Consider the following 23,205-nt stretch of genomic DNA (forward strand, 5'->3'; position numbering starts at 1 on the left):
ACTCGGTTGCCGCTCAAACCTTAAAGGATCGATAATGCCGTTGTTGCGTCCGCTGTCAAACTGTTGTCGTGCCCGGCACGAAACACCCGCTAAGCGCCCGACCGTGACAATCGTGTGACAATCGCCGACAGGGCCATCCGCCTTTACGCCGGATGGCCCTGCCCTCGCGACGATCAATGGTGGCGTTCGGCCCCCGCGACCGCCGGGATGGCGGCGGGCGGCAGCGCCGCCAGTTCGTCGGCGTCGGTCCAGTCGATCGCCTCCAGCGGGCCGACCAGTGCCAGACGAAGCACCTCGTCGACATGCGACACGGGCACGATCTTCAACCCTTCGCGGATATTGGCGGGGATATCCGCCAGATCCTTCTCATTCTCCTGTGGGATGAGGACGGTGGTGATCCCACCGCGCAACGCCGCGAGCAGCTTTTCCTTCAGCCCGCCGATCGGCAGCACGCGGCCACGCAGAGTCACCTCACCGGTCATCGCCACATCCTTGCGCACCGCGATGCCGGTCAGCGTCGAGACGATCGAGGTGACCAGCCCGATGCCCGCCGACGGACCATCCTTGGGCACCGCCCCTTCGGGCAGGTGGATATGGATGTCCTTGCGGTGGAACAGCGACGGCTTGATCCCGAAGCTGGGACTGCGCGCCTGGACGAAGCTGAAGGCGGCCTGCACCGACTCCTTCATCACATCGCCCAGCTTGCCGGTGGTCTTCACCTGCCCCTTGCCCGGCACCGTCACCGATTCGATGGTCAGCAATTCGCCACCCACTTCGGTCCAGGCGAGGCCGGTGACCGCACCGATCTGATCCTCCTGTTCGGACAGGCCGTGGCGATACTTCTGGACGCCCGCGAACTCATGCAAATTGTCCGGCGTGATCGTCACCGAGGTCGCCTTGCCCTCCAGGATCTGGCGCAGCGCCTTGCGGGCGAGACGCGCGATCTCACGCTCCAGCGTTCTCACGCCTGCCTCGCGGGTGTAGCGCTGGATCAGGGCGCGCAGGCCACCTTGCGTCAGCGTGAACTCGCCGTCCTTCAGGCCGTGCGTCTCGACCTGCTTGGCGATCAGGTGACGCTCGGCGATCTCGACCTTCTCGTCCTCGGTATAGCCCTCCAGACGGATGATCTCCATACGGTCGAGCAGAGGCTGGGGCAGGTTCAGCGTGTTCGCGGTGCATACGAACATCACGTCCGACAGATCGATGTCGATCTCCAGATAGTGATCGTTGAACTTGGCATTCTGTTCGGGGTCGAGCACCTCCAGCAGCGCCGACGCAGGGTCGCCGCGGAAATCCTGGCCCAGCTTGTCGATCTCGTCGAGCAGGAACAGCGGATTGCCTGTGCCGGCCTTCTTCAAATTGGTCACGATCTTGCCCGGCAGCGAGCCGATATAGGTCCGGCGATGGCCGCGAATCTCGGCTTCGTCGCGCACGCCGCCCAGCGACTGGCGGATGAACTCGCGCCCGCACGCCTTGGCGATCGACTGACCCAGCGAGGTCTTGCCGACGCCCGGCGGGCCGACGAGGCACAGGATCGGCCCCTTCAGCTTGTTGGTGCGCGCCTGGACGCCCAGATATTCGACGATCCGGTCCTTCACCTTTTCCAGCGCATAGTGATCCTGATCCAGAATCGCCTGCGCCGCCGCGATGTCCTTCTTGACCTTGGACTTCCTGCCCCAGGGCAGACCGAGCAGCACGTCGAGATAATTGCGCACCACCGTCGCCTCGGCGCTCATCGGCGCCATGGTCTTCAGCTTCTTGAGTTCGGCCGTCGCCTTGGTCCGCGCTTCCTTGGACAGCTTGAGCGTGGCGATCTTCTGGGTCAGTTCGGCGATCTCGTCGCCGTCACCGTCCTCGCTCTCATTGCCCAGTTCGCGCTGGATCGCCTTCAACTGTTCGTTGAGATAATATTCGCGCTGCGTCTTCTCCATCTGGCGCTTGACGCGACTCTTGATCTTCTTCTCGACCTGAAGGACGCCGAGTTCGCCTTCCATCAGGGCATAGGCCATCTCCAGCCGCTTGGCCGGATCGGTTTCCACCAGCAGCGCCTGCTTGTCGGCGACCTTGACCGAGATGTTGGCTGCAACCGCATCGGCGAGTTGCGAGGCATCCTCGATCTCCGCCAGTTGCACCGCGGTTTCGGCGGGCAGCTTGCGGTTGAGCTTGGCGTAATTCTCGAACTGGTCGACCACCGAGCGCATCAGCGCGGCGAGTTGCGCCTTGACGTCATGGTCCTGCTCTTCGAGCGCGGCCTCGTCTTCGGGCACCGGCGTCGCGTCGATCGTGGCGGTCAGGAATGCGCCCGATTCGTCGAGTTGGTCCAGACGCCCGCGCGTCTTGCCCTCGACCAGCACACGGACCGTGCCGTCGGGCAGCTTGAGCAGTTGCAGGACGGTGGCGGTCACGCCGATCTCGTACAGATCCTCGCGCGCGGGATCGTCCTCGGCGGGATCAAGCTGGGCGACCAGGAAAATTTCCTTGTCCGCCGCCATCGCCGCTTCCAGCGCCGCGACCGATTTGTCGCGACCGACGAACAGGGGGACGATCATGTGCGGGAAGACGACGATGTCACGCAGCGGGAGGACGGGATAGGACTGGTTCATGCAAACTCCGGTCGGCCCTGATCGGGGCCTCTTCAGGACTATATATGGGGAGGGTTGCCGATCCATCAATTCCCGCTGCGACAAGCCGACACCCGAGCGCTTGCCAAGCCCGAGCCGTTGCGCGACACATTGGCGATGAATCGTATACGGAATGTCGCCGCCGCCCTGCTCGCCGCCACCGCGCTTTGCGCCGTCGCGCCGACGAACGCCCAAAATGGCAAGGCGTTACCGGCCAGGGGCGAACCGCCACTGACCGCGCAGACGATGGTGTCGGGCGGCGTGCGACCGCCCGAACAACTCGCCATGCGCTTCGACCGCGCCGACCTGTCGTTCGAGGTGCTGCCCGATACGCAGGAGTTGAACGGCGTTGCGGTGCTGGGTTTCACCGCCAAGGCTCCGCTCGCGCGACTGGTGATCGATCTCGACAAGAATTTGCCGGTCAAGGCGATACTGATCGACGGCAAGGCGCTGAAGCCCGCCCAGTGGAGCAACCCCGAAGGAAAGTTGGTCATCACCCTGCCCCGCCCGCTTCGCGCGGGGCAAAGGGTGAGTGCCAAGATCACCTATGGCGGCACGCCCCATGTCGCGGTCCGTGCGCCCTGGGACACGGGCGTCGTCTGGGCCAGGACACCCGATGGTCGCCCCTGGTTCGCCACCACGACACAGGGCTATGGCTGCGACCTGTTCTGGCCCTGCCTCGACTATCCGATGGGCGAGCCGGGCGTGGTGACGCTGCACATCACCGTGCCCAAGGGGTTGAAGGCCCCGTCCAACGGCGTGCTGCTGGGCGTCGATACGCTACCCGATGGGCGGACACGCTGGAACTGGCGCGCCAAGCATCCCAACACCTATGCCATCGCGCTGAATGTCGGGCCTTATGACGTGGTCGAGGGAACGTACAAGAGCCGCTTCGGCAACACGATCCCGATGTTCTACTGGTATCTGCCGGGCGAGAAGACGAAGGCGGAGGCCCTGTTCGCCGAATTCGCGCCGACACTGGACTTCTTCGAGTCGACCATCGGCCCCTTCCCCTTCGGCGACGAGAAGCTGGGCGTGGTCGAGACCCCGCACAAGGGCATGGAGCACCAGACGATCAACGCGTACGGCAATGAATATGCCAAGGCGCCTGAGGGGTTCGACTGGCTGTTCCAGCATGAGTTCAGCCATGAATGGTTCGGCAACCAGTTGACCAATGTCGACTGGGACGATTTCTGGCTGCACGAGGGCTATGGCAGCTATATGCAGCCTTCTTACGGTCGCTGGCGCGAGGGCGAGGCGCGCTATGCGGTGATGATGGATGCGCAGCGCGGGCAGATCGCCAACAAGTCCCCCATCGTCCACGACCACAGCATGACCGAACAGGATGTCTATGAAGCGGCCAAGGGCGGACCGGGTCTCGACATCTATATGAAGGGGTCGTGGATGCTCCACACCCTGCACAACCTGATCGGGGACAAGGCGTTCTGGGACGTCACCCGCCTCGCCGTCTATGGCCGCACCGATCCCAGGCCGGGGAATTTCAGCCCACGCTATGGGTCGACCAAGGAATATGAGGGGTTCGTCCGGCAGGTCACGGGCAAGGACTATGGCTGGTTCTTCGACGTCTATCTCCGCCAGGCGGCGCTGCCCGAGATCGTGGAGACGCGGGCGGGTGACCGGTTGACCCTGACCTGGACGGTGCCCGGCGGCGGGCCCTTCCCCCTGCCGGTCGAGGTGATGGTCGGTGACCGGATCGAGACGCTGCCGATGTCGAACGGCACCGGCACGCTGACGGTGCCCGAGGGCGCGCATGTCGTCGTCGATCCCTGGTCGAAGATCCTGAAGCGCTCGGTCGCGATCGAGCAGGTCCAAGCCTGGAAGGCGGAACAGGCGGCGAAGAAGAAGGCGAACTGAGGAGCGAGCATTCCGTGCGCTTCGACTTCGCCCGGCGCGAACGAAAGCTGGGATATGGCCCCCACCCCCGTTCAGACTGAGCGAAGTCGAAGGCCGAGGGGGTTCCTTTGTCGAAGCGCCGATGGCCACGGTTGCAGCGTGGCCTTCGACTGCGCTCAGGCTGAACGGGGCGGAGGAATCACGGCACCACCGTCACGAACAGATAGGCCGCGAAGATCACCAGATGCACCGCGCCGCCCAGCACGGTGGTCCGCCCATTGCCCAAGGTCAGCGTGATCGTGAACAGCGACAGGACCAGCAGGATCATCTGCTTCGCCCCGATCCCCAGCGCCAGCGGCAGGCCCAAAGTCAGCGACACAATCGCCACCGCCGGAATGGTCAACCCGATCGTCGCCAGCGCCGATCCCAATGCCAGGTTGAGGCTGGTCTGCAACCGGTTCCGCTTCGCGGCGCGATAGGCCGCCAGGCTTTCCGGCGCGAGGACGAGCGCGGCGATCACCACGCCGACGATGGCGAGCGGCAGCCCGGCGTTCAGGATCGCCGCCTCGACGATCCCCGACAATCCCTTGGCAAGCAGCACCACGCCCACCAGCGCAACCAGCAACATCCCCAACGCGGCCCAGGCCGCCGCATTGGTCGGCGGCTCCGCATGGGCATCGGCGGGCAGATCCTCATCGGCGGGCAGGAAATATTCGCGATGCCGGACCGTCTGTACCATGACGAAAGTGCCGTAGAGGATGATGCTGACGATCGCGACGAAGATCAGTTGCGACATGGCATAGGTCGGCCCCGGCGCGGACGAGACGTAATTGGGCAGCACCAGCGACAAAACGACCATGGCCGTCAGCACGTTGAGCGACGCGCTCGCGCCCCGCAGCGAGAAGCGCTGCTCGCCATGATGCACCCCACCCGCCAGCAGGCACAGGCCGACGATCCCGTTGAGGATGATCATGATCGCCGCGAACACCGTATCCCGCGCCAGGCTGGAGGCGTCGCCCGCATCCGACAGCATCAGGCTGACGATCAGCGACACCTCGATCACCGTCACCGCGACCGCGAGGACCAGCGTGCCGAACGGTTCGCCCACACGGTGAGCGACGACCTCGGCCTGATGGACCGCCGACAGCACGCATCCGAACAGGATGATGGCGGCGACGACGACCCCGACGGTGCCCATCTTGTAGAGCGATATCGCGATGGCAAGCAGCCCCAGTACGGGAAACACCAGGGTCCACCAGGGCATCAAAAGACGCTGGAGCAGGGCGCGCTTTTGTCCGGGGGTGACGATGGCGTCGGGTTCGCTCATTGCTGATCGGGCCTCCCTTGTCGTGAAATGGGGGCGGTGACGCTCCCGCTATGCCAATGCGTCAGACACGCCATTGGCTCCCTCGCCGATCGAAATTCGTTGCGGTTCGGCAACATCGCCGCTCCCTTCATCCTTGCCGACCTACCGGGCGGATCATCGACCAGAAGCGCGGCCCGCCCTTGGGCACCGACCACCCGCCGATCAGTTCGAAACCCAATCGCGCGTACAGCCCGACATTGCTCTGGGTCGCCGTCTCCAGATAGACCGGAAATCCCGACGCATCGCACCGGGCGAGCCCCGCGCGGATCGATGCGCCCCCCAGCCCCTGCCCCTGACGCGCCGGATCGACCCCGGCGATGTGGAGATACCAAAAGGGCTCGCTCGGGAAATGCGCCTCGATCGCATGGGCAAGCCGCAACGCCCGCGGCAACGCCATGCCCAAGGCGGCGAGCATCGGGAGCGACTGTCGAAGCATCACGGTCATCGGCAGCTCGGCCTGTCCGGGCGGACGCCAGAAAGTGCCTGCCTCCGCCGCCCCGCCGATCAACCGCATCCCCACCCCATCGCCGTCGAACAGCAGCGCGAACAGGCGTGGCAAGCGCCGTGGCCGCTCGACCGGATCGGGGAAGATGTAGGACATGGCCGGATCATCGGCGAAAGCACGGCCCAGCATCGCCGCGACCGCCGCCCGGTCGTCGTTCACCGCATCGCGGATCGTCACCATGCGCCCATCCTTTCACGCGAAAAGCACTTCCACGAAAAACGGGCGCTCCCCATGGGGAACGCCCGTCTTGCGGATACCGGATCACGAAGGCGATCAGGCCGCCGCGTCATCCTTCTTCTTCGCCTTTTCGGCATAGACGCGGATCGGTTCCTTGCGGCCTTCGACCACATCCTTGTCGACCATCACCTCGTCCACTCCGTCCATGCCGGGCAGGTCGAACATGGTGTCGAGCAGGATCGCCTCCAGGATCGAACGAAGCCCCCGCGCGCCGGTCTTGCGCTCGATCGCCTTCTTGGCGACGGTGGTCAGCGCGTCGTCGGTGAAGTCGAGTTCGACATTCTCCATCTCGAACAGCTTCTGATACTGCTTCACCAGCGCGTTCTTCGGCTCGGACAGGATTTTGACCAGGGCCGAGATGTCGAGGTCTTCCAGCGTGGCGATGACCGGCAGACGGCCGACGAATTCGGGGATCAGGCCGAACTTCAGCAGATCCTCCGGTTCGGTCTGGCGCAGATATTCGCCGGTCCGCTTCTCCTCGGGCGCCGCGACATAGGCACCGAAGCCGATCGACTTGCCCTGCAAACGGTCACCGATGATCTTCTCCAGCCCCGCGAACGCGCCGCCGCAGATGAACAGGATATTCGTCGTGTCGACCTGTAGGAATTCCTGCTGCGGATGCTTGCGCCCCCCCTGCGGAGGAACGCTGGCGGTCGTGCCTTCCATCAGCTTGAGCAGCGCCTGCTGGACGCCCTCGCCCGACACGTCGCGGGTGATCGAGGGATTCTCGGCCTTGCGGCTGATCTTGTCGATCTCGTCGATATAGACGATGCCGCGCTGCGCCCGCTCGACATTGTAATCCGACGCCTGGAGCAGCTTGAGAATGATGTTCTCGACATCCTCGCCGACATAACCCGCTTCGGTCAGCGTCGTCGCGTCCGCCATGGTGAAGGGCACGTCGAGGATGCGCGCCAGCGTCTGCGCCAGCAGCGTCTTGCCGCAGCCGGTCGGGCCGACGAGCAGGATGTTCGACTTGGCGAGTTCGACATCGGCACCCTTCGCGCCGTGGTTCAGGCGCTTATAGTGGTTGTGCACCGCGACCGACAGGACACGCTTGGCCTGCTTCTGCCCGATGACATAGTCGTCGAGCACGTTGCAGATTTCCTGCGGCGTCGGCACGCCACCATCCTTCTTGGACACCAAAGCGGACTTGGTCTCCTCACGGATGATGTCGTTGCACAGCTCCACGCACTCGTCGCAAATGAAGACGGTCGGCCCCGCGATCAGCTTGCGTACCTCGTGCTGCGACTTGCCGCAGAACGAGCAATAGAGGGTGCTTTTCGAGTTGCCACCGCTCACCTTGTCCATCAATCACCTCTCGCACCCGATAATAGTGCGCTACCGTTGCCGGGGTGCGCATCGTACCGCACCCCTATAAAGTCACAATCGAAATAAACCGTTCATGCTGAACGACCCGTCTTATGCGGCGGCCGATGCGTCGTCGGCCGGGGTCGGACGCTTGTCGAACACCTGGTCGATCAGGCCGAACTCCTTGGCTTCCTCGGAGCTCATGAACTTGTCGCGGTCCATCGCGCGCTCGATCTCCTCGAGCGGCTTGCCGGTGTACTTGGCGTACAGCGTGTTCAGGAAATGCCGCATCCGCAGGATTTCGCGCGCCTGGATTTCGATATCCGCCGCCATGCCCTGCGCGCCGCCCGAAGGCTGGTGGATCATGATGCGGCTGTTCGTCGTCGCCACGCGCATCCCCGGCTCACCGGCGGCGAGCAGGAAGCTGCCCATCGAGGCGGCCTGGCCGATGCACAGCGTGCCGACGCGCGGACGGATATACTGCATCGTGTCATGGATCGCCATGCCCGCCGTAACGACACCGCCCGGCGAGTTGATGTACATATAGATGTCCTTCTTCGGATTTTCCGACTCAAGGAACAGCAACTGCGCGCAGATCAGCGAGGCCATGCCGTCCTCGACACCGCCGGTGACGAAGATGATGCGCTCGCGAAGCAGGCGGCTGAAGATATCGAACGACCGTTCGCCGCGGTTCGACTGTTCGATGACGATCGGAACCAGCCCGGCCTGCGTCTGCCGCAGCCCGACGCCAGCATGTGCCAGCGGGCTCGCGAAATCGCCGGTCTCGAACGGATTGTGCATGGAAATCTCTCTTATGCCCAGAAGAGCCCCTATGTCGCGTGATGGCCGCGCATATTCAAGCCCCGGCGACACCCCAGGATGGTGCCGTGCAGCGAATATGGCTTTCCGCCGCGAAAATCCGATCAGCGACCGTTGCCCGGCGCGGGCAATGCGAGATAGGCCAGCCGCCGTACCTCCTGCCGTCCCCGCACCACCGTATCGAGGATCAGGCCGGTGAAAAGATTGAGCCCCGCCAGCAGCATGAGCCCGGTCGACAGGATCGCGGTCGGGAAGCGCGGCACCTGATGCGTGTCGAGATAGGTCAGGATCAGCGGAACCGCCAGCAGCACCGCCAGCCCTGCGAACAGCGCGGCGATCGCTCCGAAGAACCACATGGGCCGCTCGATCCGATAGAGTTTCAGGATGGTGCGCAGGATACGCCATCCGTCCGAATAGGTGGACAGCTTCGACGCCGAGCCCTCCGGCCGCGCATAATAGGGGGTGGCGATCTCCGCACAGGGCATTTTCAACTCCAGCGCATGGACGCTGATCTCGGTCTCGATCTCGAAGCCGACCGACAGGACCGGGAAACTCTTGACGAAGCGGCGCGAAAAGACGCGGTAACCCGACAGGATATCGGTGAAGCTGCGCCCGAACAGCTTGGCGAGCATCCCGGTCAGCATGGCATTGCCGAAGCGGTGGCCACGGCGATAGGCGAGTTCGGCCTCGCTGATCCGCTGGCCGACCACCATGTCGAGCTGCTCCTCGATCACCCGCCGCACCAGATCGGGCGCGGAGGCGGCGTCATAGGTCGCGTCGCCGTCCGCCATCACATAGATGTCGGCATCGATATCGGCGAACATGCGGCGGACCACCGCGCCCTTGCCCTGGATGCGCTCCGACCGGACGATGGCGCCTGCCGCCCGCGCCACCTCTACCGTGCGATCGCGGCTGTTATTGTCATAGACATAGATGGTGGCGGAGGGCAGCGCGGCGCGGAACCCCGCAATGGTCTGCGCGATCGCGGCCTCTTCATTATAGCAGGGCAACAGCACCGCGATCCGGGGTTCGTTCACAACCTATCCTCGTCCAAAGGCGGGCGATCCGGCCCCCCGTCACAACCCAAATTCCCTATGCGCCATCATGGCCGGGCGGGACAGCCCTATCCTCCCCGGCACGGGGAGGGGGACCATCCGCAGGATGGTGGAGGGGGAGCGCCCCACGGGAGCCCCCTTGCCGCACACCCCCTCCACCCCCGCTTCGCGGCGGTCCCCCTTCCCGTATCGGGGATGATGTGCATTAACGCAGGAAGGGCGACCGCTCGCGCGACCGCCCTTCCCTGTTCGTCACGAACCGAAGTCCGGCACCGACCTTATTCGGTCGGAGCGGCCTTCTTCGCGCGCGGCTTCTTGGCGGGGGCTTCGGCCGCCTCGGCCTCGCCTTCCGCCGGAGCGGCAGCCTTCTTGGCGCGCGGCTTCTTGGCCGGAGCGGATTCCTCGGTCGCTTCCGCTTCGCCCTCGGCCGGAGCCGCCGCCTTCTTGGCGCGGGTCGCCTTTTTCGGCGCGTCCTCGGTGGCGGCGTCCGAAGCCGCGTCCTCGGTCACGTCGGCCTTCTTGGCCTTCGCCTTGGCAGGCTTCTTCGCGCCGTGGTCATGATCGTGGTCGTGATCATGATTGTGGACGTGCGTGCCGGTCGCGAAGCCGTCCTCGCTCTCGATCGCGGCTTCCAGCTCCTCACGGGTCGTCTCGCGGTCCGTGATCTCGGCCTTGCCGAACAGGAAGTCGACGACCTTGTCCTCATAGAGCGGCGCGCGAAGCTGCGCGGCGGCCATCGGCTCCTGCTGGACATATTGGATGAAGCGCTGGCGATCTTCCGGGCCGTACTGCTGCGCGGCCTGCGCGATCAGGCGGTTCATTTCCTGCGCGGTCACTTCGACGCCGTTCGCCTGACCGATTTCCGAGAGGAGCAGGCCCAGACGGACGCGGCGCTCGGCGATCTTCTTATAATCGTCGCGCTCCTTCTCCATCTCGGCCTTGGCGGCCTCGGGGTCTTCCTCATGGGTCGCTTCATGCTCGAGCTGCGCCCAGATCTGCGAGAACTCGGCCTCGACCATCGACGGCGGCACTTCGAAGTCGTGACCATCGGCCAACTGGTCGAGCAGCTTGCGCTTCATGTACGTGCGGGTCAGGCCGTTATGCTCCTGCTCGATCTGCCCCTTGAGCAGACCACGCAGTTGCTCCAGGCTTTCCAGGCCCAGATTCTTCGCCATTTCGTCGTCGATCTTGGCCTCGCCAGCGGTCTTCACCGACTTGATCGTCAGGTCGAAGGTCGCAGGGCAACCGGCCAGGTCCTTGGCGGGATAGTCCTCGGGGAAGGTGACCGAGATCTGCTTCTCTTCACCGGCCTTCACGCCGACAAGCTGGTCCTCGAAACCGGGAATCAGGCGACCGCCGCCGATCTCGACCGCCATGTCTTCGCCCGAGCCACCCTCGAAGGCGACGCCGTCGGCGGTCTTGCCGACGAAATCGACGGTGACCTGATCGCCCTGCTCGGCGGCCTTGTCGCCCGCATCGTCCCAGCGCTTCTGCTGGTCGGCGAACTTTTGCAACTGCTCGTCCACCGCCTCGTCGGCGACCGGCACGGTCAGGCGGTCGAGCTTCAGCGCGTCGATCGCGGGGGTCGGAACCTGCGGCAGGACTTCGAGCGTGACGGTCAGCTTGGCGTCCTGACCGGGCTCATAGCCCTCGGCCAGTTCGACCTGCGGCTGCATCGCGGGGCGCAGGCCCTGCTCGGCGATCAGCGACTGCACGCCTTCCTGCAACGCGGTGTTCAGCGCGTCCTGGAGCAGCGCCGGGCCGTGCATCTTGCGAACCAGGTTCGCGGGCACCTTGCCGGGGCGGAAGCCGGGCATCTTCATCTGCGGCGCGATGCGCTTCAGTTCGGCATCGACCTTGCCCTCGATATCCTGGGCGGTGATGGTGAGCGTGTAGGCGCGCTTCAGCCCCTCGTTCAGCGTCTCGACAGTCTGCATCTAAAGGCCTTCAATCTGGAGAAATTCCGTGTGGCTGTCGCCCCGTTCCTGACCGGGGACTGGTGCGGGCGAAGGGACTCGAACCCCCACATCTTACGATACTGGAACCTAAATCCAGCGCGTCTACCAGTTCCGCCACGCCCGCACGAGGACACCGCCGATGGGCGCGCGTCTATATCACCATGGGCGGCTTCGGCAAGGGACAACAGGCAACATCGCTCGCGCCCATGCGTTTATCCCCTCCCCAGCATCATTTGGAGAGCGAGAATGGCGACCCAGCCCCCGCCCGAAAGCCCGCAGCCGACCCAGCCCGCGCAGCCCGATACGCCCCCGCCCGAAATCGTGCCGCCCGGCCCCGACATCGACCAGCCCGCCCCCGGCGTGGGCCCGGGCGCCCCCGGCACGCAGCAGCCGCTTCAGATTTGAGAGGAGCCATCATGGCGACCAATCCCGAAAACCATCCCGACAGCCCGCCGGTCGAAGCGCCGGAAACCAACCCGGACAGCCCGCCGCGCGAGGACGGGCGCAGCGATATCGAACAGGCGGTGGAGGCGCGCTCCGACGCGGTAAAGAGTGGCGAGGGCGGCGAGGAGCCGGTGACGTTTACCGATACCGGCGAGCATGACGGCGTCGGCGGGACCGGCGGCGTGGTGCGCAACCAGGATCTGGACGCGCAATAGGGTTTGATCAGGGGTTGGGCTCGGTGAGACACCGTTGCCCTCCCCCATCCCCTCCCGCCTGCGGGAGGGGAGATGCATGGGGTGAGGCGTGAAGATTACCGCAGGCCGCTCGTAGCCTCAGGCAAAAGCTCACCAAGGCGTCAATCGCTCGTCCCAAGCACGCCCCTCCCGCAGGCGGGAGGGGATGGGGGAGGGGGAGGGAACGCCACAGACCACGCCCTCTGCGAGACACCCTGCCGTCCCCCCGACCCCAGTTTCTGGTAGACGATGCCCCGCATCATTTAGGTCATGCCGGGGGCAGGACCGACCTGAAACTCGCCTGCGGAAGGGGGAGTGGCGCTGGATCAGCCCGCCAATGCCTTCTTCAACAGGTCGTTGACCACCGCCGGATTGGCCTTGCCGCCCATCGCCTTCATCGTCTGACCGACGAAGAAGCCGAACAACGCTTCCTTGCCGCCGCGATACTGGCCGAGCTGGTTGGGGTTCTTCTCCAGAACCTCGGCGATCACCGCCTCGATCGCAGCCGTATCGCTGGTCTGCTTGAGGCCACGTTCCTCGACGATCTTGTTCGGACCGTCGCCGGTTTCCAGCATGATCTCGAACACCTGCTTGGACAGGCTCCCCGACAACGTGCCGTCCGCGACCAGCGCCAGCAGTTCCGCCGCCTGCGCAGGGCTGACCGGGCTCTCGGTGATGTCCTTGCCCAGCCGGTTGAGCGCGCCGAACAGTTCGGCCGCGACCCAGTTCGCCGCCTGGGCGGGCTTGGCCTGCGAGCCTTCCAGCGCGTCCAGCAGGGTATCGAACCAGCGCGCCGTCTCGACCTCGGCGGTCAGCACGCCCGCATTATACGGGGTCAGACCCAGCGCTTCGTACCGCCGCCGCTTGGCATCGGGCAGTTCGGGCAGGCTGGCGCGGCATTCCTCGAGGAAGGCGTCGGTCAGTTCCAGCGGCAACAGGTCGGGATCGGGGAAGTAGCGGTAATCATGCGCATCTTCCTTCGACCGCATCGACCGCGTGGTGCCGCTCTCGACGTTGAACAGGCGGGTTTCCTGGACGATCTTGCCGCCATCCTCCAGCACCGCGACCTGGCGCTTGGCCTCATATTCGATCGCGGCCATGACGAAGCGGACCGAGTTGACGTTCTTCGTCTCGGTGCGGGTGCCGAACTCGTCGCCTGGCTTGCGGACCGACACGTTCACGTCGGCGCGCATCGAGCCTTCTTCCATATTGCCGTCGCACGAACCGACATATCGGAGAATCGCGCGCAGCTTGCGCAAGTAAGCCCCTGCTTCGGCGGGCGAACGCATGTCGGGGCGGCTGACGATCTCCATCAGCGCCACGCCCGAGCGGTTGAGATCGACATAGGAGCGCGTCGGATGCTGATCGTGCATCAGCTTGCCCGCATCCTGCTCGACATGGATACGCTCGACGCCGATCGACTTGGTGGGGCCGTCGGGATTCTTCTCGTCCAGGCTGATCTCGATCGCGCCCTCACCCACCAGCGGGTGGTAGAGCTGGCTGATCTGATAGCCCTGCGGCAGATCGGCGTAGAAGTAATTCTTCCGGTCGAAGCGCGACCATGTGTTGATCTGCGCATCGATCGCCATGCCGGTGCGCACCGCCTGGCGGATACACTCCATGTTGGGCACGGGGAGCATCCCCGGCATCGCGGCATCGACCAGCGACACCTGCGTGTTGGGCTCCGCGCCGAACGCGGTTGCCGCGCCGGAGAACAGCTTGGCGTTGGTGGTGACCTGGGCATGGACTTCCAGGCCGATCACGACCTCCCATTCCCCCGTCGCGCCCTGGATGCGATATTCGCTCATGTTCGATCTCGATGATGAAGATAGTTGATCGCCGTCAGAACGGCGTTGCTGCCCAGCAGCGCGACGATCCAGCAAGTCGACAGGATGCGCAGGATCGCGGTTTCGAAGCCGAGATGCCGCGCCTCCATCAGCCCGATATAGGCCGCCCCCGCGCCCAGCATCAGAAAGGCGATGCCGAGCCGAAACTCACCGCGCAGGATCACACTGTTGCCCACGCACAGGCACAGGATGAAGCCCGCCACGCCCAGGAAGAACCGCGCCAGCATGTGATGGTCGAAGGGGTGATTGTCGATATTACTCAGGGACACGCCGACATAGGCGCTGAGGATCGCCCCGAACGCGACGTTCAGGGCGCCCTGCGCCTCCCGCAACACGGCGATGTTGCGGGTTGCAAAGACGCGGTCGCTTACCACCAGGCCTGCGGACGGGCGGTGAAGCCCGCGCGATGCTCGATGGCGAGCCCGGCGTTGAGAACGCCCTGCTCGTCCAGCGGCTTGCCGATGATCTGGAGGCCGAGCGGCAACCCGTCCTTGTCCAGCCCGCCCGGCACCGACATGGCGGGGAGCCCGGCCAGCGAGGCGGGGACCGTGAACACGTCGTTGAGGTACATGGCCAGCGGATCGGCCTGCTTCTCGCCCAGCGCGAACGCCGCCGAGGGCGCGGTCGGGGTGAGGAGCACGTCACACTCACCGAACGCCCGCTCGAAATCGCGGGCGATCAGCGTGCGGACCTTCTGCGCCTGGGTGTAATAGGCGTCGTAAAAGCCCGCCGACAGCACATAGGTGCCGATCAAGATGCGACGCTTCACCTCGTCGCCGAACCCGGCGGCGCGGGTCGCGGCGTACATGTCCTGCAACCCCGCCCCTTCGGGCAGGTCGCGCAGGCCGTAGCGCACGCCGTCATAGCGGGCGAGGTTGGACGACGCCTCGGCGGGCGCGATGATGTAATAGGCCGGAAGCGCGTATTTGGTGTGGGGAAGCGAAACCTCGACGATCTCCGCCCCCGCATCGCGCAGCCAGTCGATGCCCTGCTGCCAGAGCGACTCGATCTCGGCGGGCATGCCGTCGACGCGATATTCCTTGGGCACACCGACGCGCTTGCCCTTCAGGTCCGCCGACAGCGCGGCTTCCCAGTTCGGCACGTCGAGCTTGAGCGAGGTCGCGTCCCTGGCGTCGAAGCCCGCCATCGCCTCCAGCATGATCGCGCAATCGCGCACGTCGCGCGCCATCGGCCCCGCCTGGTCGAGCGAGGAGGCGAAGGCGATCGTGCCCCAGCGCGAGCAGCGGCCATAGGTCGGCTTGATGCCCGAAATGCCGGTAAAGGCGGCGGGCTGGCGGATCGAGCCGCCCGTGTCGGTGCCGGTCGCGCCGGGAGCCAGCCCCGCCGACACCGCCGTCGAGGAACCGCCCGACGACCCGCCGGGGGCGAGCGCCGCCGTGTCGTTCGGACGCCGCCAGGGCGAGATGACATTGCCGAACGCGCTCGTCTCGTTGGACGAGCCCATGGCGAACTGGTCGAGGTTCAGCTTGCCGAGCATCCCCGCACCGGCGTTCCACAGATTCTGCGAAACCGTCGATTCGTAGGGCGGCACGAAGCCTTCCAGGATCTTGCTGGCGGCGGTGGTCGCGACGCCCTTGGTCGCGAACAGGTCCTTCATGCCGATCGGCACGCCCGCCAGCGGCCTGAGGGTTTCACCCGCCGCACGGGCCGCGTCCGCCGCGTCGGCGGCGGCGAGGGCGTGCTCGGGCGTCTCGACCAGGAAAGCGTTGAGCGCCCGCGCGCCCGCGACCTTGGCATTGAAGGCCTCGGCGACTTCGCGCGCCTTGAACTGGCCGTCGCGCACGCCGTCGCGGATGGCGGCGATGCCGAGCGTTGTCAGGTCGGTCATTATTCGATCACCTTGGGCACCGTGAAGAAGCCATGTTCGGCCTGCGGCGCATTCTGCATGAGGAGGTCGCGGATGCCGCCGTCATTGACGACGTCGTCGCGCAGGCGAAGCTGGTTCGGGATCACCGCGGTCATCGGCTCGACCCCTTGGGTGTCGACCTCGCCCAGTTGCTCGATCCAGCCCAGGATGTTGCCGAGTTCGGGGGCGAGACGCGTCGCGTCCTCCTCGGTGATCGCGATGCGGGCCAGGCTCGCGATCTTCTTCACGGTTGCGGTATCTACGGACATGGATTTGCGGCTAGCATCGCCGCGCGGCTTCGCGCAACGCTTTTGCCGTCCGGGCGATTGCAATGGGGGCAAGTGGAGCATCATGGATAGCAATTGCGGGCTTCTCCATTTTGCTGCACCGCACAACGGAGTGATGATTTGGCGCGCAAATTTCTCTATGTCGTGGCGGCGCTCATCGTGCTGACGATCGCGGCGGCCTTCGCCTATCGGCTGTTCGGCAACCAGTTGCTCCGCTGGTCGACGGTGCCGTCCGAGTCGTTCCGCGAACAGGCCGCGCCCCCGGCCGAACTCTACAAGCGGCGCGTGATGTGGCTGGCGCGGCCCGACCTGCCCGGCAATCCCGCGCTATGGACCCCGACCGGCTATACGCCCGGCCAGCCCGGTCAGGGGGCGGCGGTCTTCTTCATCCACCCGACCTCCTACATCAACAAGGCGCATTGGAACGCGCCGATCGACGATCCCGACACCAATGCCCGCGCCGAACTGTTCCTGCGTGGCCAGGCGAGCGCGTTCAACGGGGCGGGCGACATCTGGGCCCCGCGCTATCGCCAGGCGACGTTCGGCGCGTTCCTGACCAGCGTGGCGGACGCCGAGCGCGCGCTCGACCTGGCGTATCGCGACGTGGATGCGGCCTTCACCGCCTTTCTGGCTCAGGTCGATCCCAAACGCCCGCTGATCCTGGCCGGGCACAGCCAGGGTGCGCTGCACCTGTCACGCCTGCTGACCGAACGGGTGGCCAGGGACGCCGGCCTCAAGCGGCGGATCGTCGCGGCCTATGTCGTGGGCTGGCCGATCTCGATGACCGCCGACCTGCCCGCCATGGGGCTTCCCGCCTGCGAGCGCGCGGACCAGACCGGCTGCATCCTCAGTTGGCAGAGCTTCGGCGAGCCCGCCGACCCGTCGCTGATCCTCGACGTGTTCGACAAGACCAACGGCTATACCGGCGCGCCCCGTAAGGACAGCGCGATGCTGTGCACCAACCCGCTGACCGGCACGCCCGGCGGCGAGGCCCCCGCGACCGCCAATCTGGGCACGCTCTTCCCCTCCGCCGATCTCAAGACGGCCGCGATCGTCGCGGGCAAGGTCCCCGCCAAATGCGAAGGTCGCGGTATCCTGACCATCGGCGAAGGCCCCAATGTCGGGCCCTATGTTCTGCCCGGCAACAATTACCACGTCTATGACTACAGCCTGTTCTGGGCGAATGTCCGCGCCGATGCGGAGCGCCGTTTGAAAGCCTTTCGATGAGCCTGATCACCACCGACCGTAGCGAATTCCGCACCGCCCTCCCCTCCGGCGGGCGGCTGATCGGGCTGGACGTCGGGACCAAGACCGTGGGCACCGCCTTGTGCGATGCCGGGTGGAGCTTCGCCAGCCCCGCCACGCTGATCCGCCGGACCAAGTTTACGCACGACAAGGAACAACTGATCGCGATGATCGCGCAACAGGGGGTGAAGGGGCTGGTCATCGGCCTGCCCCTGAACCTCGACGGCAGCGAGAGCCCGCGCTCGCAATCGACCCGCGCCTTCGCGCGCAACTGTGCGGACTTAGGGCCGATCCTGCTCTGGGACGAGCGCTGGTCCACGGTCGCGGTCGAACGCACGATGATCGAACAGGATATGAGCCGCGCCAAACGCGCCGAACGCATCGACAACCTCGCCGCCGCGCACATCCTGCAAGCCGCCATCGACGCGCTGGTGATGGCCTGACCTCCCATTCCTCCCCATCTACGATGGGGAGGGGGACCGTCGCGCCAGCGACGGTGGAGGGGCAGACAACGCTCGCCAAGCCCCTCGCCCCTCCACCACCGGGCTATCGCCCGGCGGTCCCCCTCCCCAAGCAAGCTTGGGGAGGAATTGGGTTGCCGACTCTCCTTCCGCTCGCTACCCGGCGGCTTTAATGCAGACCTCGGATCATCGCCCCGGCACGCTCATTCAGGGTGGCGCCGTTTTCCCGCACCGGCATCTGACCGGTATCGACGGCCTTCAACCGCATGAGATCATGTTCCTGCTCGACGAGGCGGAACATTGGCTCGATCGCGGCGCGACCGACACGCCCGACACGCGGCTGGCGGGCCTCACCCAGATCAACGCCTTTTTCGAGAACTCGACGCGCACGCTGTTGTCCTTCGAGATCGCAGGGAAACGCCTGGGTGCCGACGTGGTCAACATGCACGCGGCGCAGTCGAGCGTGAAGAAGGGCGAAACGCTGATCGACACGGCGATGACGCTGAACGCGATGCGCGCCGATGTGATCGTGATCCGCCACATGGCGAGCGGCGCGGTCCGCCTGATCGCCGACAAGGTCGACTGCCCGGTCCTGAACGCGGGCGACGGGCGGCACGAGCATCCGACGCAGGCGCTGCTCGACATGCTGACCATCCGCCGCCGCCGGGGCAGCGTCGCGGGGCAGAAGATCGTCATCTGCGGCGACATCCTGCACAGCCGGGTCGCGCGCTCGGACATTCTCGCCCTCACCGCGCTGGCCGCAGAGGTGCGGGTCTGCGCGCCCTCGACGCTGATGCCCAAGGGGATCGAGCGGATGTTCGTCACCCCCTTCACCGATTTCGACGAAGCCATCGAGGATGCCGATGTGGTCATGATGCTGCGCGTCCAGAATGAGCGGATGGCGGGCGGCTATATCCCCTCCACGCGCGAATATCGGATGCGCTATGGACTTACCGCCGAACGGTTGAAGCGCGCCAAGCCCGGCGCACTGGTCATGCATCCCGGCCCGATGAACCGGGGGGTCGAGATCGACTCGGACGTGGCCGACGGCCCGCAATCGGCGATCACCGAGCAGGTGGCGATGGGCGTCGCGGTGCGCATGGCGTGCCTGGACGTACTGACCCGAAGGGCTCGCAAGCTGGAGGGCTGGGCATGAGCATCACCGCCTTTACGGGTGCCACGCTGATCTGCCCGGTAGGTGGCGAGATCACGGGCAAAGCCCTGCTGGTCGAGGACGGCGTCATAACCGGTACCGGCGACGTGCCGGAAGGCGCGACGGTCATCGACTGCGGCGGCAAGATGCTCGCCCCCGGCATCGTCGATCTGGGCGTGTTCAAGGTCGACCGCGCCGCCTGTCGCGCGGGCGGGATCGTGCGCATCGGCCTGATGCCCGACCAGTCGCCGGTCCTCGACGATCCGGGCGTGGTGCAGCGCGCCGCGCTGATCGGGCGGCCGGACCTGTGGATTCACCCCATCGCGGCGGCGACCCGATCACTGGCAGGCACGGACCTCGCCGAAATGGCGGTGTGCGTCTCGGCGGGTGCCAAGGCGGTCGGCACCGGGCGCGGCTGGATCGCCGATTCGGGCGTCATGCACCGGGTTCTCGCCTATGCGGGCGATCTGGGCCTGACCGTCATTTCCCATGCCGAGGATGGTGGCCTTGCCGCCGATGCGGTCGCGACCGAGGGCGAGACGGCCAGCCGCCTGGGCCTGCCATCGGCCCCCGCCATCGCCGAGTCGCTCGCCATCGCCCGCGACCTGATGCTGGCGGAGGAGACGGGCGCGACGCTGCATATCCGGCAGGTGACGACGGCGGCGGGCTTCGAGCTGATCCGCGCGGCCAAGCGGCGCGGCGTGAAGGTGACGTGCGGGATCACGCCCGCCCATCTCCACCTGTCCGACATCGCGATCACCGATTTCCGCACCTTCGCCCGCCTCTCCCCGCCCTTGCGTGACGAGAGCGACCGGCAGGCGGCGCTGGCCGCCATCGCGGACGGGACGGTCGATGTGATCGGCTCCGGCCACGATCCGCATGGGCCGGAAGCCAAGCGCCTGCCCTTCGTCGATGCCGAAGCGGGCATGGCGGGGGCGGAGACGCTGCTGCCGCTCGCGCTGATGCTGGTGCGCGACGAGCGGATCAGCCTGCCCCGGCTGTTCGCGCTGCTGGCGAGCCACCCGGCCAAGATACTCGGCCTCGACACCGGCACGCTGGAGCCGGGCAAGCCCGCCGACCTGATGCTGTTCGATGCCGAGACGCCATGGATGGTGTCGGGCGACGCCTTCGCCTCGGCGGGCAATACGCCGTTCGATGGCTTCCCGGTCCAGGGCCGCGCGCTGCGGCTGTGGAAGGCCGGGCGGGAAATCCACTAAAAATCCTCCCCATCTCCGATGGGGAGGGGGACCGCGCCCGTCAGGGCGTGGTGGTGGGGCATTGCAACACCAGCGATAGGCCCCCGCCCCTCCACCACCGGGCTGACGCCCGGCGGTCCCCCTCCCCAAGCCCAGCTTGGGGAGGAATTAAGGGTTAACCGCGACGCGGGCCGCGGGAGCCGCCCTGGGTGGGGCGCGGCGAGTAGCGGCGCGGGCCGCCGGGGCCGCCCGCCGGGCGACCGCCCATCGGACGATTGCCACCGCCCGGACCACGACGCGGACCGCCATGGCCCGAACCACCGGCGGGCGGGCCGTCGGCCTGCTCGATCGCGATATCGTCCTCGGCATGATCCGCCTCGGTCCGCTTCAGCGCGGCCACGAAGCGCGACGCCAGCGCAGAGGGGATTTCGAACAGCGTCTCGTTCGGCTGGATGCGGATCGCGCCGATCTCGTTGCGGGTGATGTGACCGCGACGACAGATCAGCGGCAACAGCCAGCGCGGATCGGCATTCTGGCTGCGGCCCACGCTCATGCGGAACCAGGCGGTGTCGTCAAAGCCTTCGCGACGCTCACGCGGGGCCGGAGCATCGCCCTCGACCAGTTCCTCGGCCTGGGGCAGCGCGGCGCGGTGCGAACGGACCAACGCCGCCGCGATATCCTCGGGGGATTTTTCGGCGAGCAAACGGGTCGCCAGTTCGCGATCGCCCTCGTCCACCTCGACCGGGGCGAGCAGCGCGGCGAGCAGGCGCTCGCGGTCCTGCTCGCGGATTTCCTCCAGCGTCGGCGCGCGACGCCACTCGGCATCGATCCGCGCGCCACGCAGCATCCCCTCGACCCGGCGACGGCGCGGGTACGGCACGATCAGGATCGCGGTGCCCTTGCGGCCCGCGCGACCGGTACGGCCCGAGCGGTGCTGAAGCGCCTCGGCATCGCGCGGGATTTCGACATGGATCACCAGCGTCAGGCCGGGCAGATCGATACCGCGCGCCGCCACGTCGGTCGCGACGCAGACGCGCGCGCGGCCATCACGCAATGCCTGGAGCGCATGGTTGCGCTCATTCTGCGAATGCTCGCCCGACAGCGCCACCGCCGAGAAGCCGCGCTCGACCAGGCTGGCGTGGAGGTGACGGACATTGTCGCGGGTGGCACAGAACAGGATCGCCACTTCGGCTTCGTGCAGGCGCAGCAGGTTGACCACCGCCGCCTCGATATCGGCAGGCGCGACCGTCACCGCCTGATAGGCGATGTCGGCATGGCCCTTATCCTCGCTGATCGTCTCGATCCGCTTGGCGTTGGTCTGGTAACGCTTGGCAAGCTGCACGATCGGGCGCGGCATGGTCGCCGAGAACAGCAAGGTGCGACGCTCGGAGGGCGTGCCGTCGAGAATCTGCTCCAGGTCTTCGCGGAAACCCATGTCGAGCATCTCGTCCGCCTCGTCGAGCACGACGAACTTCAGCGACGACAGGTCGAGCGCGCCGCGCTCCAGATGGTCGCGCAGACGGCCCGGCGTACCGACGACGATGTGCGTGCCATGGCTGAGCGCGCGACGTTCGCGCGAGGCGTCCATGCCGCCGACGCAGGTGGCGATGCGGGCACGGGCACCGGCATAGAGCCATTCCAGTTCGCGGCTGACCTGCAATGCCAGTTCGCGGGTCGGCGCGATGACCAGCGCCATGGGCGCACCCGGCTGGGGCAGGTGATCGCCGCCGCTGAGCAATTCGCTCGCCATGGCGAGGCCGAAGGCGACGGTCTTGCCCGAGCCGGTCTGGGCGGACACGATCAGGTCGCGGCCCTGCGCGTCGTCCTCGATGACGGCGGCCTGGACGGGGGTGGGTGCGCTATAGCCACGCGCGGAGAGAGCAGCCGACAGGACCGGCGGCAAGGCAGAAAAAGGCATGGGGACTCCAACAGAAAAAGGAGCGCGTACCGCCGAACCAAGGGACCCATCCCTCTCGGCTGGCGGATACACCCATGCGGCACGGGTGAATATTTGCGTTCCGTGAAAGCGTGGCCCTTTACACCAACTGGGGGAAAACTCAAGCCGTGCTTGCGGCGAACCGCACCGCCCGTCATGGACCCGCACCATGTCCATGAACGTTGATCCCCGATGAGTGTCGCCTTTCGCCGCGAATCCGATGAGGAGCATCTCGAACCCAAGTTCGAACTGCCCATCCCGCCCGGCCCCAATTGGGTCACCCCGCGCGGAGGCGAACTGACGCGCGCCAAGGTCGCCGAGGTGGAGGCCGCGCTGGCCGCCGCGTCGGAGGAAGAGGAGCGGACGCGACTGCAACGCGAACTCCGCTACTGGAATACCCGCGCCGCCACCGCCGAACCCGCGCCCGCGCCTGCCGAGGATGAGGTCGGGATCGGCAGCGTGGTGACGATCCGGTTGAACGGCCAGCCCCGCACGCTGACCATCGTCGGCCATGACGAAGCCGATCCGGCGCACGACCGGATCGCCTATGCCGCACCGCTGGCCCGCGCGCTGATGGGTGCGATGGCCGGCGAGACGGTGGCCTTCGGCGGGAAAGCGGACGCGGTGGCGGTCGTGGACGTTCGGTAGGGCACACGGTCTTCTTCCTCCCCTCCCGCAGGCGGGAGGGGATCGAGGGGAGGGAAAGAAGTCTCACCGAGACCACCACCCTTGGCCTGCCCTCCCCCACCCCCTCCCGCAGGCGGGAGGGGAGCGTATCGCGGCCAGGTCATGCGCCATCGTAACCGTCCGCGT

The 23,205-nt window shown here is 66.3% G+C and carries 20 protein-coding genes and 1 tRNA gene; 8 read left to right on the forward strand and 13 right to left on the reverse strand.

Annotated elements, in window-relative coordinates; all coding sequences use genetic code 11:
- Nucleotides 1-173: 173 nt before the first annotated feature.
- Nucleotides 174-2,603, reverse strand: a complete 2,430-nt coding sequence (lon, locus tag SM191_RS04630; RefSeq protein WP_341505179.1) for an endopeptidase La — start codon at nucleotides 2,601-2,603, stop codon at nucleotides 174-176.
- Nucleotides 2,604-2,738: 135 nt separating this feature from the next.
- On the opposite strand from lon, the gene SM191_RS04635 reads away from it, so the two are divergent.
- A complete protein-coding gene (locus SM191_RS04635) occupies nucleotides 2,739-4,496 on the forward strand; it encodes a M1 family metallopeptidase (RefSeq protein WP_341505180.1) in 1,758 nt (585 codons plus the stop codon).
- A 178-nt stretch (nucleotides 4,497-4,674) separates the two neighbouring features.
- Here the strand turns inward: SM191_RS04635 and SM191_RS04640 are convergent, their stop codons facing one another.
- The 7 genes from SM191_RS04640 to SM191_RS04670 form a co-directional block, all read right to left on the reverse strand.
- Nucleotides 4,675-5,802, reverse strand: coding sequence for a calcium:proton antiporter (locus tag SM191_RS04640; RefSeq protein WP_341505181.1), 1,128 nt, complete (start codon nucleotides 5,800-5,802; stop codon nucleotides 4,675-4,677).
- A 127-nt stretch (nucleotides 5,803-5,929) separates the two neighbouring features.
- Nucleotides 5,930-6,526 (reverse strand): GNAT family N-acetyltransferase, encoded by a 597-nt coding sequence (locus SM191_RS04645; protein ID WP_341505182.1) that lies wholly within the window; start codon nucleotides 6,524-6,526, stop codon nucleotides 5,930-5,932.
- Nucleotides 6,527-6,619: 93 nt separating this feature from the next.
- Nucleotides 6,620-7,891, reverse strand: a complete 1,272-nt coding sequence (clpX, locus tag SM191_RS04650) for an ATP-dependent Clp protease ATP-binding subunit ClpX (RefSeq protein WP_306999465.1) — start codon at nucleotides 7,889-7,891, stop codon at nucleotides 6,620-6,622.
- A 111-nt stretch (nucleotides 7,892-8,002) separates the two neighbouring features.
- Complete coding sequence (gene clpP, locus SM191_RS04655) at nucleotides 8,003-8,692, reverse strand: ATP-dependent Clp endopeptidase proteolytic subunit ClpP (RefSeq protein WP_306999463.1); 690 nt, start codon at nucleotides 8,690-8,692, stop codon at nucleotides 8,003-8,005.
- Between the two features lie 122 nt (nucleotides 8,693-8,814).
- Nucleotides 8,815-9,747 (reverse strand): glycosyltransferase family 2 protein, encoded by a 933-nt coding sequence (locus SM191_RS04660; RefSeq protein ID WP_341505183.1) that lies wholly within the window; start codon nucleotides 9,745-9,747, stop codon nucleotides 8,815-8,817.
- 296 nt (nucleotides 9,748-10,043) lie between these two features.
- Nucleotides 10,044-11,702 (reverse strand): trigger factor, encoded by a 1,659-nt coding sequence (gene tig / locus SM191_RS04665; protein WP_341505184.1) that lies wholly within the window; start codon nucleotides 11,700-11,702, stop codon nucleotides 10,044-10,046.
- A 60-nt stretch (nucleotides 11,703-11,762) separates the two neighbouring features.
- Nucleotides 11,763-11,847: transfer RNA gene (locus SM191_RS04670), tRNA-Leu, on the reverse strand.
- A gap of 122 nt (nucleotides 11,848-11,969) precedes the next feature.
- Here SM191_RS04670 and SM191_RS04675 point away from each other — a divergent pair.
- Both SM191_RS04675 and SM191_RS04680 read left to right on the forward strand, forming a co-directional pair.
- Nucleotides 11,970-12,128: a hypothetical protein gene (locus tag SM191_RS04675; protein ID WP_341505185.1), complete on the forward strand. Its 159-nt coding sequence runs from the start codon at nucleotides 11,970-11,972 to the stop codon at nucleotides 12,126-12,128.
- Nucleotides 12,129-12,139: 11 nt separating this feature from the next.
- Nucleotides 12,140-12,382, forward strand: a complete 243-nt coding sequence (locus SM191_RS04680; protein WP_341505186.1) for a hypothetical protein — start codon at nucleotides 12,140-12,142, stop codon at nucleotides 12,380-12,382.
- 344 nt (nucleotides 12,383-12,726) lie between these two features.
- Here the strand turns inward: SM191_RS04680 and gatB are convergent, their stop codons facing one another.
- The 4 genes from gatB to gatC are packed head-to-tail and all read right to left on the reverse strand — an operon-like array spanning nucleotide 12,727 to nucleotide 16,383.
- The gene (gene gatB / locus SM191_RS04685; protein ID WP_341505187.1) at nucleotides 12,727-14,208 is read right to left on the reverse strand and encodes an Asp-tRNA(Asn)/Glu-tRNA(Gln) amidotransferase subunit GatB; all 1,482 of its coding nucleotides are present in this window, start codon (nucleotides 14,206-14,208) and stop codon (nucleotides 12,727-12,729) included.
- Nucleotides 14,205-14,621 carry a hypothetical protein gene (locus tag SM191_RS04690; protein ID WP_306999452.1) on the reverse strand — a complete coding sequence of 139 codons (417 nt, stop codon included), beginning with the start codon at nucleotides 14,619-14,621 and terminating at the stop codon, nucleotides 14,205-14,207. The genes gatB and SM191_RS04690 overlap by 4 nt, the downstream gene beginning before the upstream one ends.
- Complete coding sequence (gatA, locus tag SM191_RS04695; RefSeq protein WP_341505188.1) at nucleotides 14,615-16,096, reverse strand: Asp-tRNA(Asn)/Glu-tRNA(Gln) amidotransferase subunit GatA; 1,482 nt, start codon at nucleotides 16,094-16,096, stop codon at nucleotides 14,615-14,617. The genes SM191_RS04690 and gatA overlap by 7 nt, the downstream gene beginning before the upstream one ends.
- Nucleotides 16,096-16,383 carry an Asp-tRNA(Asn)/Glu-tRNA(Gln) amidotransferase subunit GatC gene (gene gatC, locus SM191_RS04700; protein WP_037568622.1) on the reverse strand — a complete coding sequence of 96 codons (288 nt, stop codon included), beginning with the start codon at nucleotides 16,381-16,383 and terminating at the stop codon, nucleotides 16,096-16,098. The genes gatA and gatC overlap by 1 nt, the downstream gene beginning before the upstream one ends.
- 138 nt (nucleotides 16,384-16,521) lie before the next feature.
- Here gatC and SM191_RS04705 point away from each other — a divergent pair, with 138 nt between their 5' ends.
- From SM191_RS04705 to SM191_RS04720, 4 genes are all read left to right on the forward strand, one after another.
- A complete protein-coding gene (locus SM191_RS04705; protein WP_341505189.1) occupies nucleotides 16,522-17,628 on the forward strand; it encodes a DUF3089 domain-containing protein in 1,107 nt (368 codons plus the stop codon).
- A complete protein-coding gene (ruvX, locus tag SM191_RS04710; protein WP_306999446.1) occupies nucleotides 17,625-18,089 on the forward strand; it encodes a Holliday junction resolvase RuvX in 465 nt (154 codons plus the stop codon). The genes SM191_RS04705 and ruvX overlap by 4 nt, the downstream gene beginning before the upstream one ends.
- 190 nt (nucleotides 18,090-18,279) lie before the next feature.
- Nucleotides 18,280-19,263, forward strand: coding sequence for an aspartate carbamoyltransferase catalytic subunit (locus SM191_RS04715; RefSeq protein WP_341505190.1), 984 nt, complete (start codon nucleotides 18,280-18,282; stop codon nucleotides 19,261-19,263).
- Entirely contained in the window at nucleotides 19,260-20,477 is a 1,218-nt protein-coding gene (locus SM191_RS04720; protein WP_341505191.1) for a dihydroorotase, read from the forward strand. Before SM191_RS04715 ends, SM191_RS04720 begins: the two co-directional genes overlap by 4 nt.
- Nucleotides 20,478-20,631: 154 nt before the next feature.
- Here SM191_RS04720 and SM191_RS04725 read toward each other — a convergent pair whose 3' ends face one another.
- Complete coding sequence (locus tag SM191_RS04725) at nucleotides 20,632-22,374, reverse strand: DEAD/DEAH box helicase (RefSeq protein ID WP_341505192.1); 1,743 nt, start codon at nucleotides 22,372-22,374, stop codon at nucleotides 20,632-20,634.
- Nucleotides 22,375-22,584: 210 nt separating this feature from the next.
- Between SM191_RS04725 and SM191_RS04730 the strand changes: the two genes are divergently transcribed.
- Complete coding sequence (locus tag SM191_RS04730; protein WP_341505193.1) at nucleotides 22,585-23,040, forward strand: GreA/GreB family elongation factor; 456 nt, start codon at nucleotides 22,585-22,587, stop codon at nucleotides 23,038-23,040.
- The last annotated feature ends 165 nt before the right edge of the window (nucleotides 23,041-23,205 follow it).

Source organism: Sphingomonas sp. 2378 (assembly GCF_038084995.1).
Taxonomy (GTDB): Bacteria; Pseudomonadota; Alphaproteobacteria; order Sphingomonadales; family Sphingomonadaceae; genus Sphingomonas.

Coding starts and splice junctions, on each gene's coding strand:
- lon (WP_341505179.1), bottom strand. CDS start 2,603: ATGAACCAGTCCTATCCCGTCCTCCCGCTGCGTGACATCGTCGTCTTC.
- SM191_RS04635 (WP_341505180.1), top strand. CDS start 2,739: ATGAATCGTATACGGAATGTCGCCGCCGCCCTGCTCGCCGCCACCGCG.
- SM191_RS04640 (WP_341505181.1), bottom strand. CDS start 5,802: ATGAGCGAACCCGACGCCATCGTCACCCCCGGACAAAAGCGCGCCCTG.
- SM191_RS04645 (WP_341505182.1), bottom strand. CDS start 6,526: ATGGTGACGATCCGCGATGCGGTGAACGACGACCGGGCGGCGGTCGCG.
- clpX (WP_306999465.1), bottom strand. CDS start 7,891: ATGGACAAGGTGAGCGGTGGCAACTCGAAAAGCACCCTCTATTGCTCG.
- clpP (WP_306999463.1), bottom strand. CDS start 8,692: ATGCACAATCCGTTCGAGACCGGCGATTTCGCGAGCCCGCTGGCACAT.
- tig (WP_341505184.1), bottom strand. CDS start 11,702: ATGCAGACTGTCGAGACGCTGAACGAGGGGCTGAAGCGCGCCTACACG.
- SM191_RS04675 (WP_341505185.1), top strand. CDS start 11,970: ATGGCGACCCAGCCCCCGCCCGAAAGCCCGCAGCCGACCCAGCCCGCG.
- SM191_RS04680 (WP_341505186.1), top strand. CDS start 12,140: ATGGCGACCAATCCCGAAAACCATCCCGACAGCCCGCCGGTCGAAGCG.
- gatB (WP_341505187.1), bottom strand. CDS start 14,208: ATGAGCGAATATCGCATCCAGGGCGCGACGGGGGAATGGGAGGTCGTG.
- gatA (WP_341505188.1), bottom strand. CDS start 16,096: ATGACCGACCTGACAACGCTCGGCATCGCCGCCATCCGCGACGGCGTG.
- gatC (WP_037568622.1), bottom strand. CDS start 16,383: ATGTCCGTAGATACCGCAACCGTGAAGAAGATCGCGAGCCTGGCCCGC.
- ruvX (WP_306999446.1), top strand. CDS start 17,625: ATGAGCCTGATCACCACCGACCGTAGCGAATTCCGCACCGCCCTCCCC.
- SM191_RS04715 (WP_341505190.1), top strand. CDS start 18,280: ATGCAGACCTCGGATCATCGCCCCGGCACGCTCATTCAGGGTGGCGCC.
- SM191_RS04720 (WP_341505191.1), top strand. CDS start 19,260: ATGAGCATCACCGCCTTTACGGGTGCCACGCTGATCTGCCCGGTAGGT.
- SM191_RS04725 (WP_341505192.1), bottom strand. CDS start 22,374: ATGCCTTTTTCTGCCTTGCCGCCGGTCCTGTCGGCTGCTCTCTCCGCG.
- SM191_RS04730 (WP_341505193.1), top strand. CDS start 22,585: ATGAGTGTCGCCTTTCGCCGCGAATCCGATGAGGAGCATCTCGAACCC.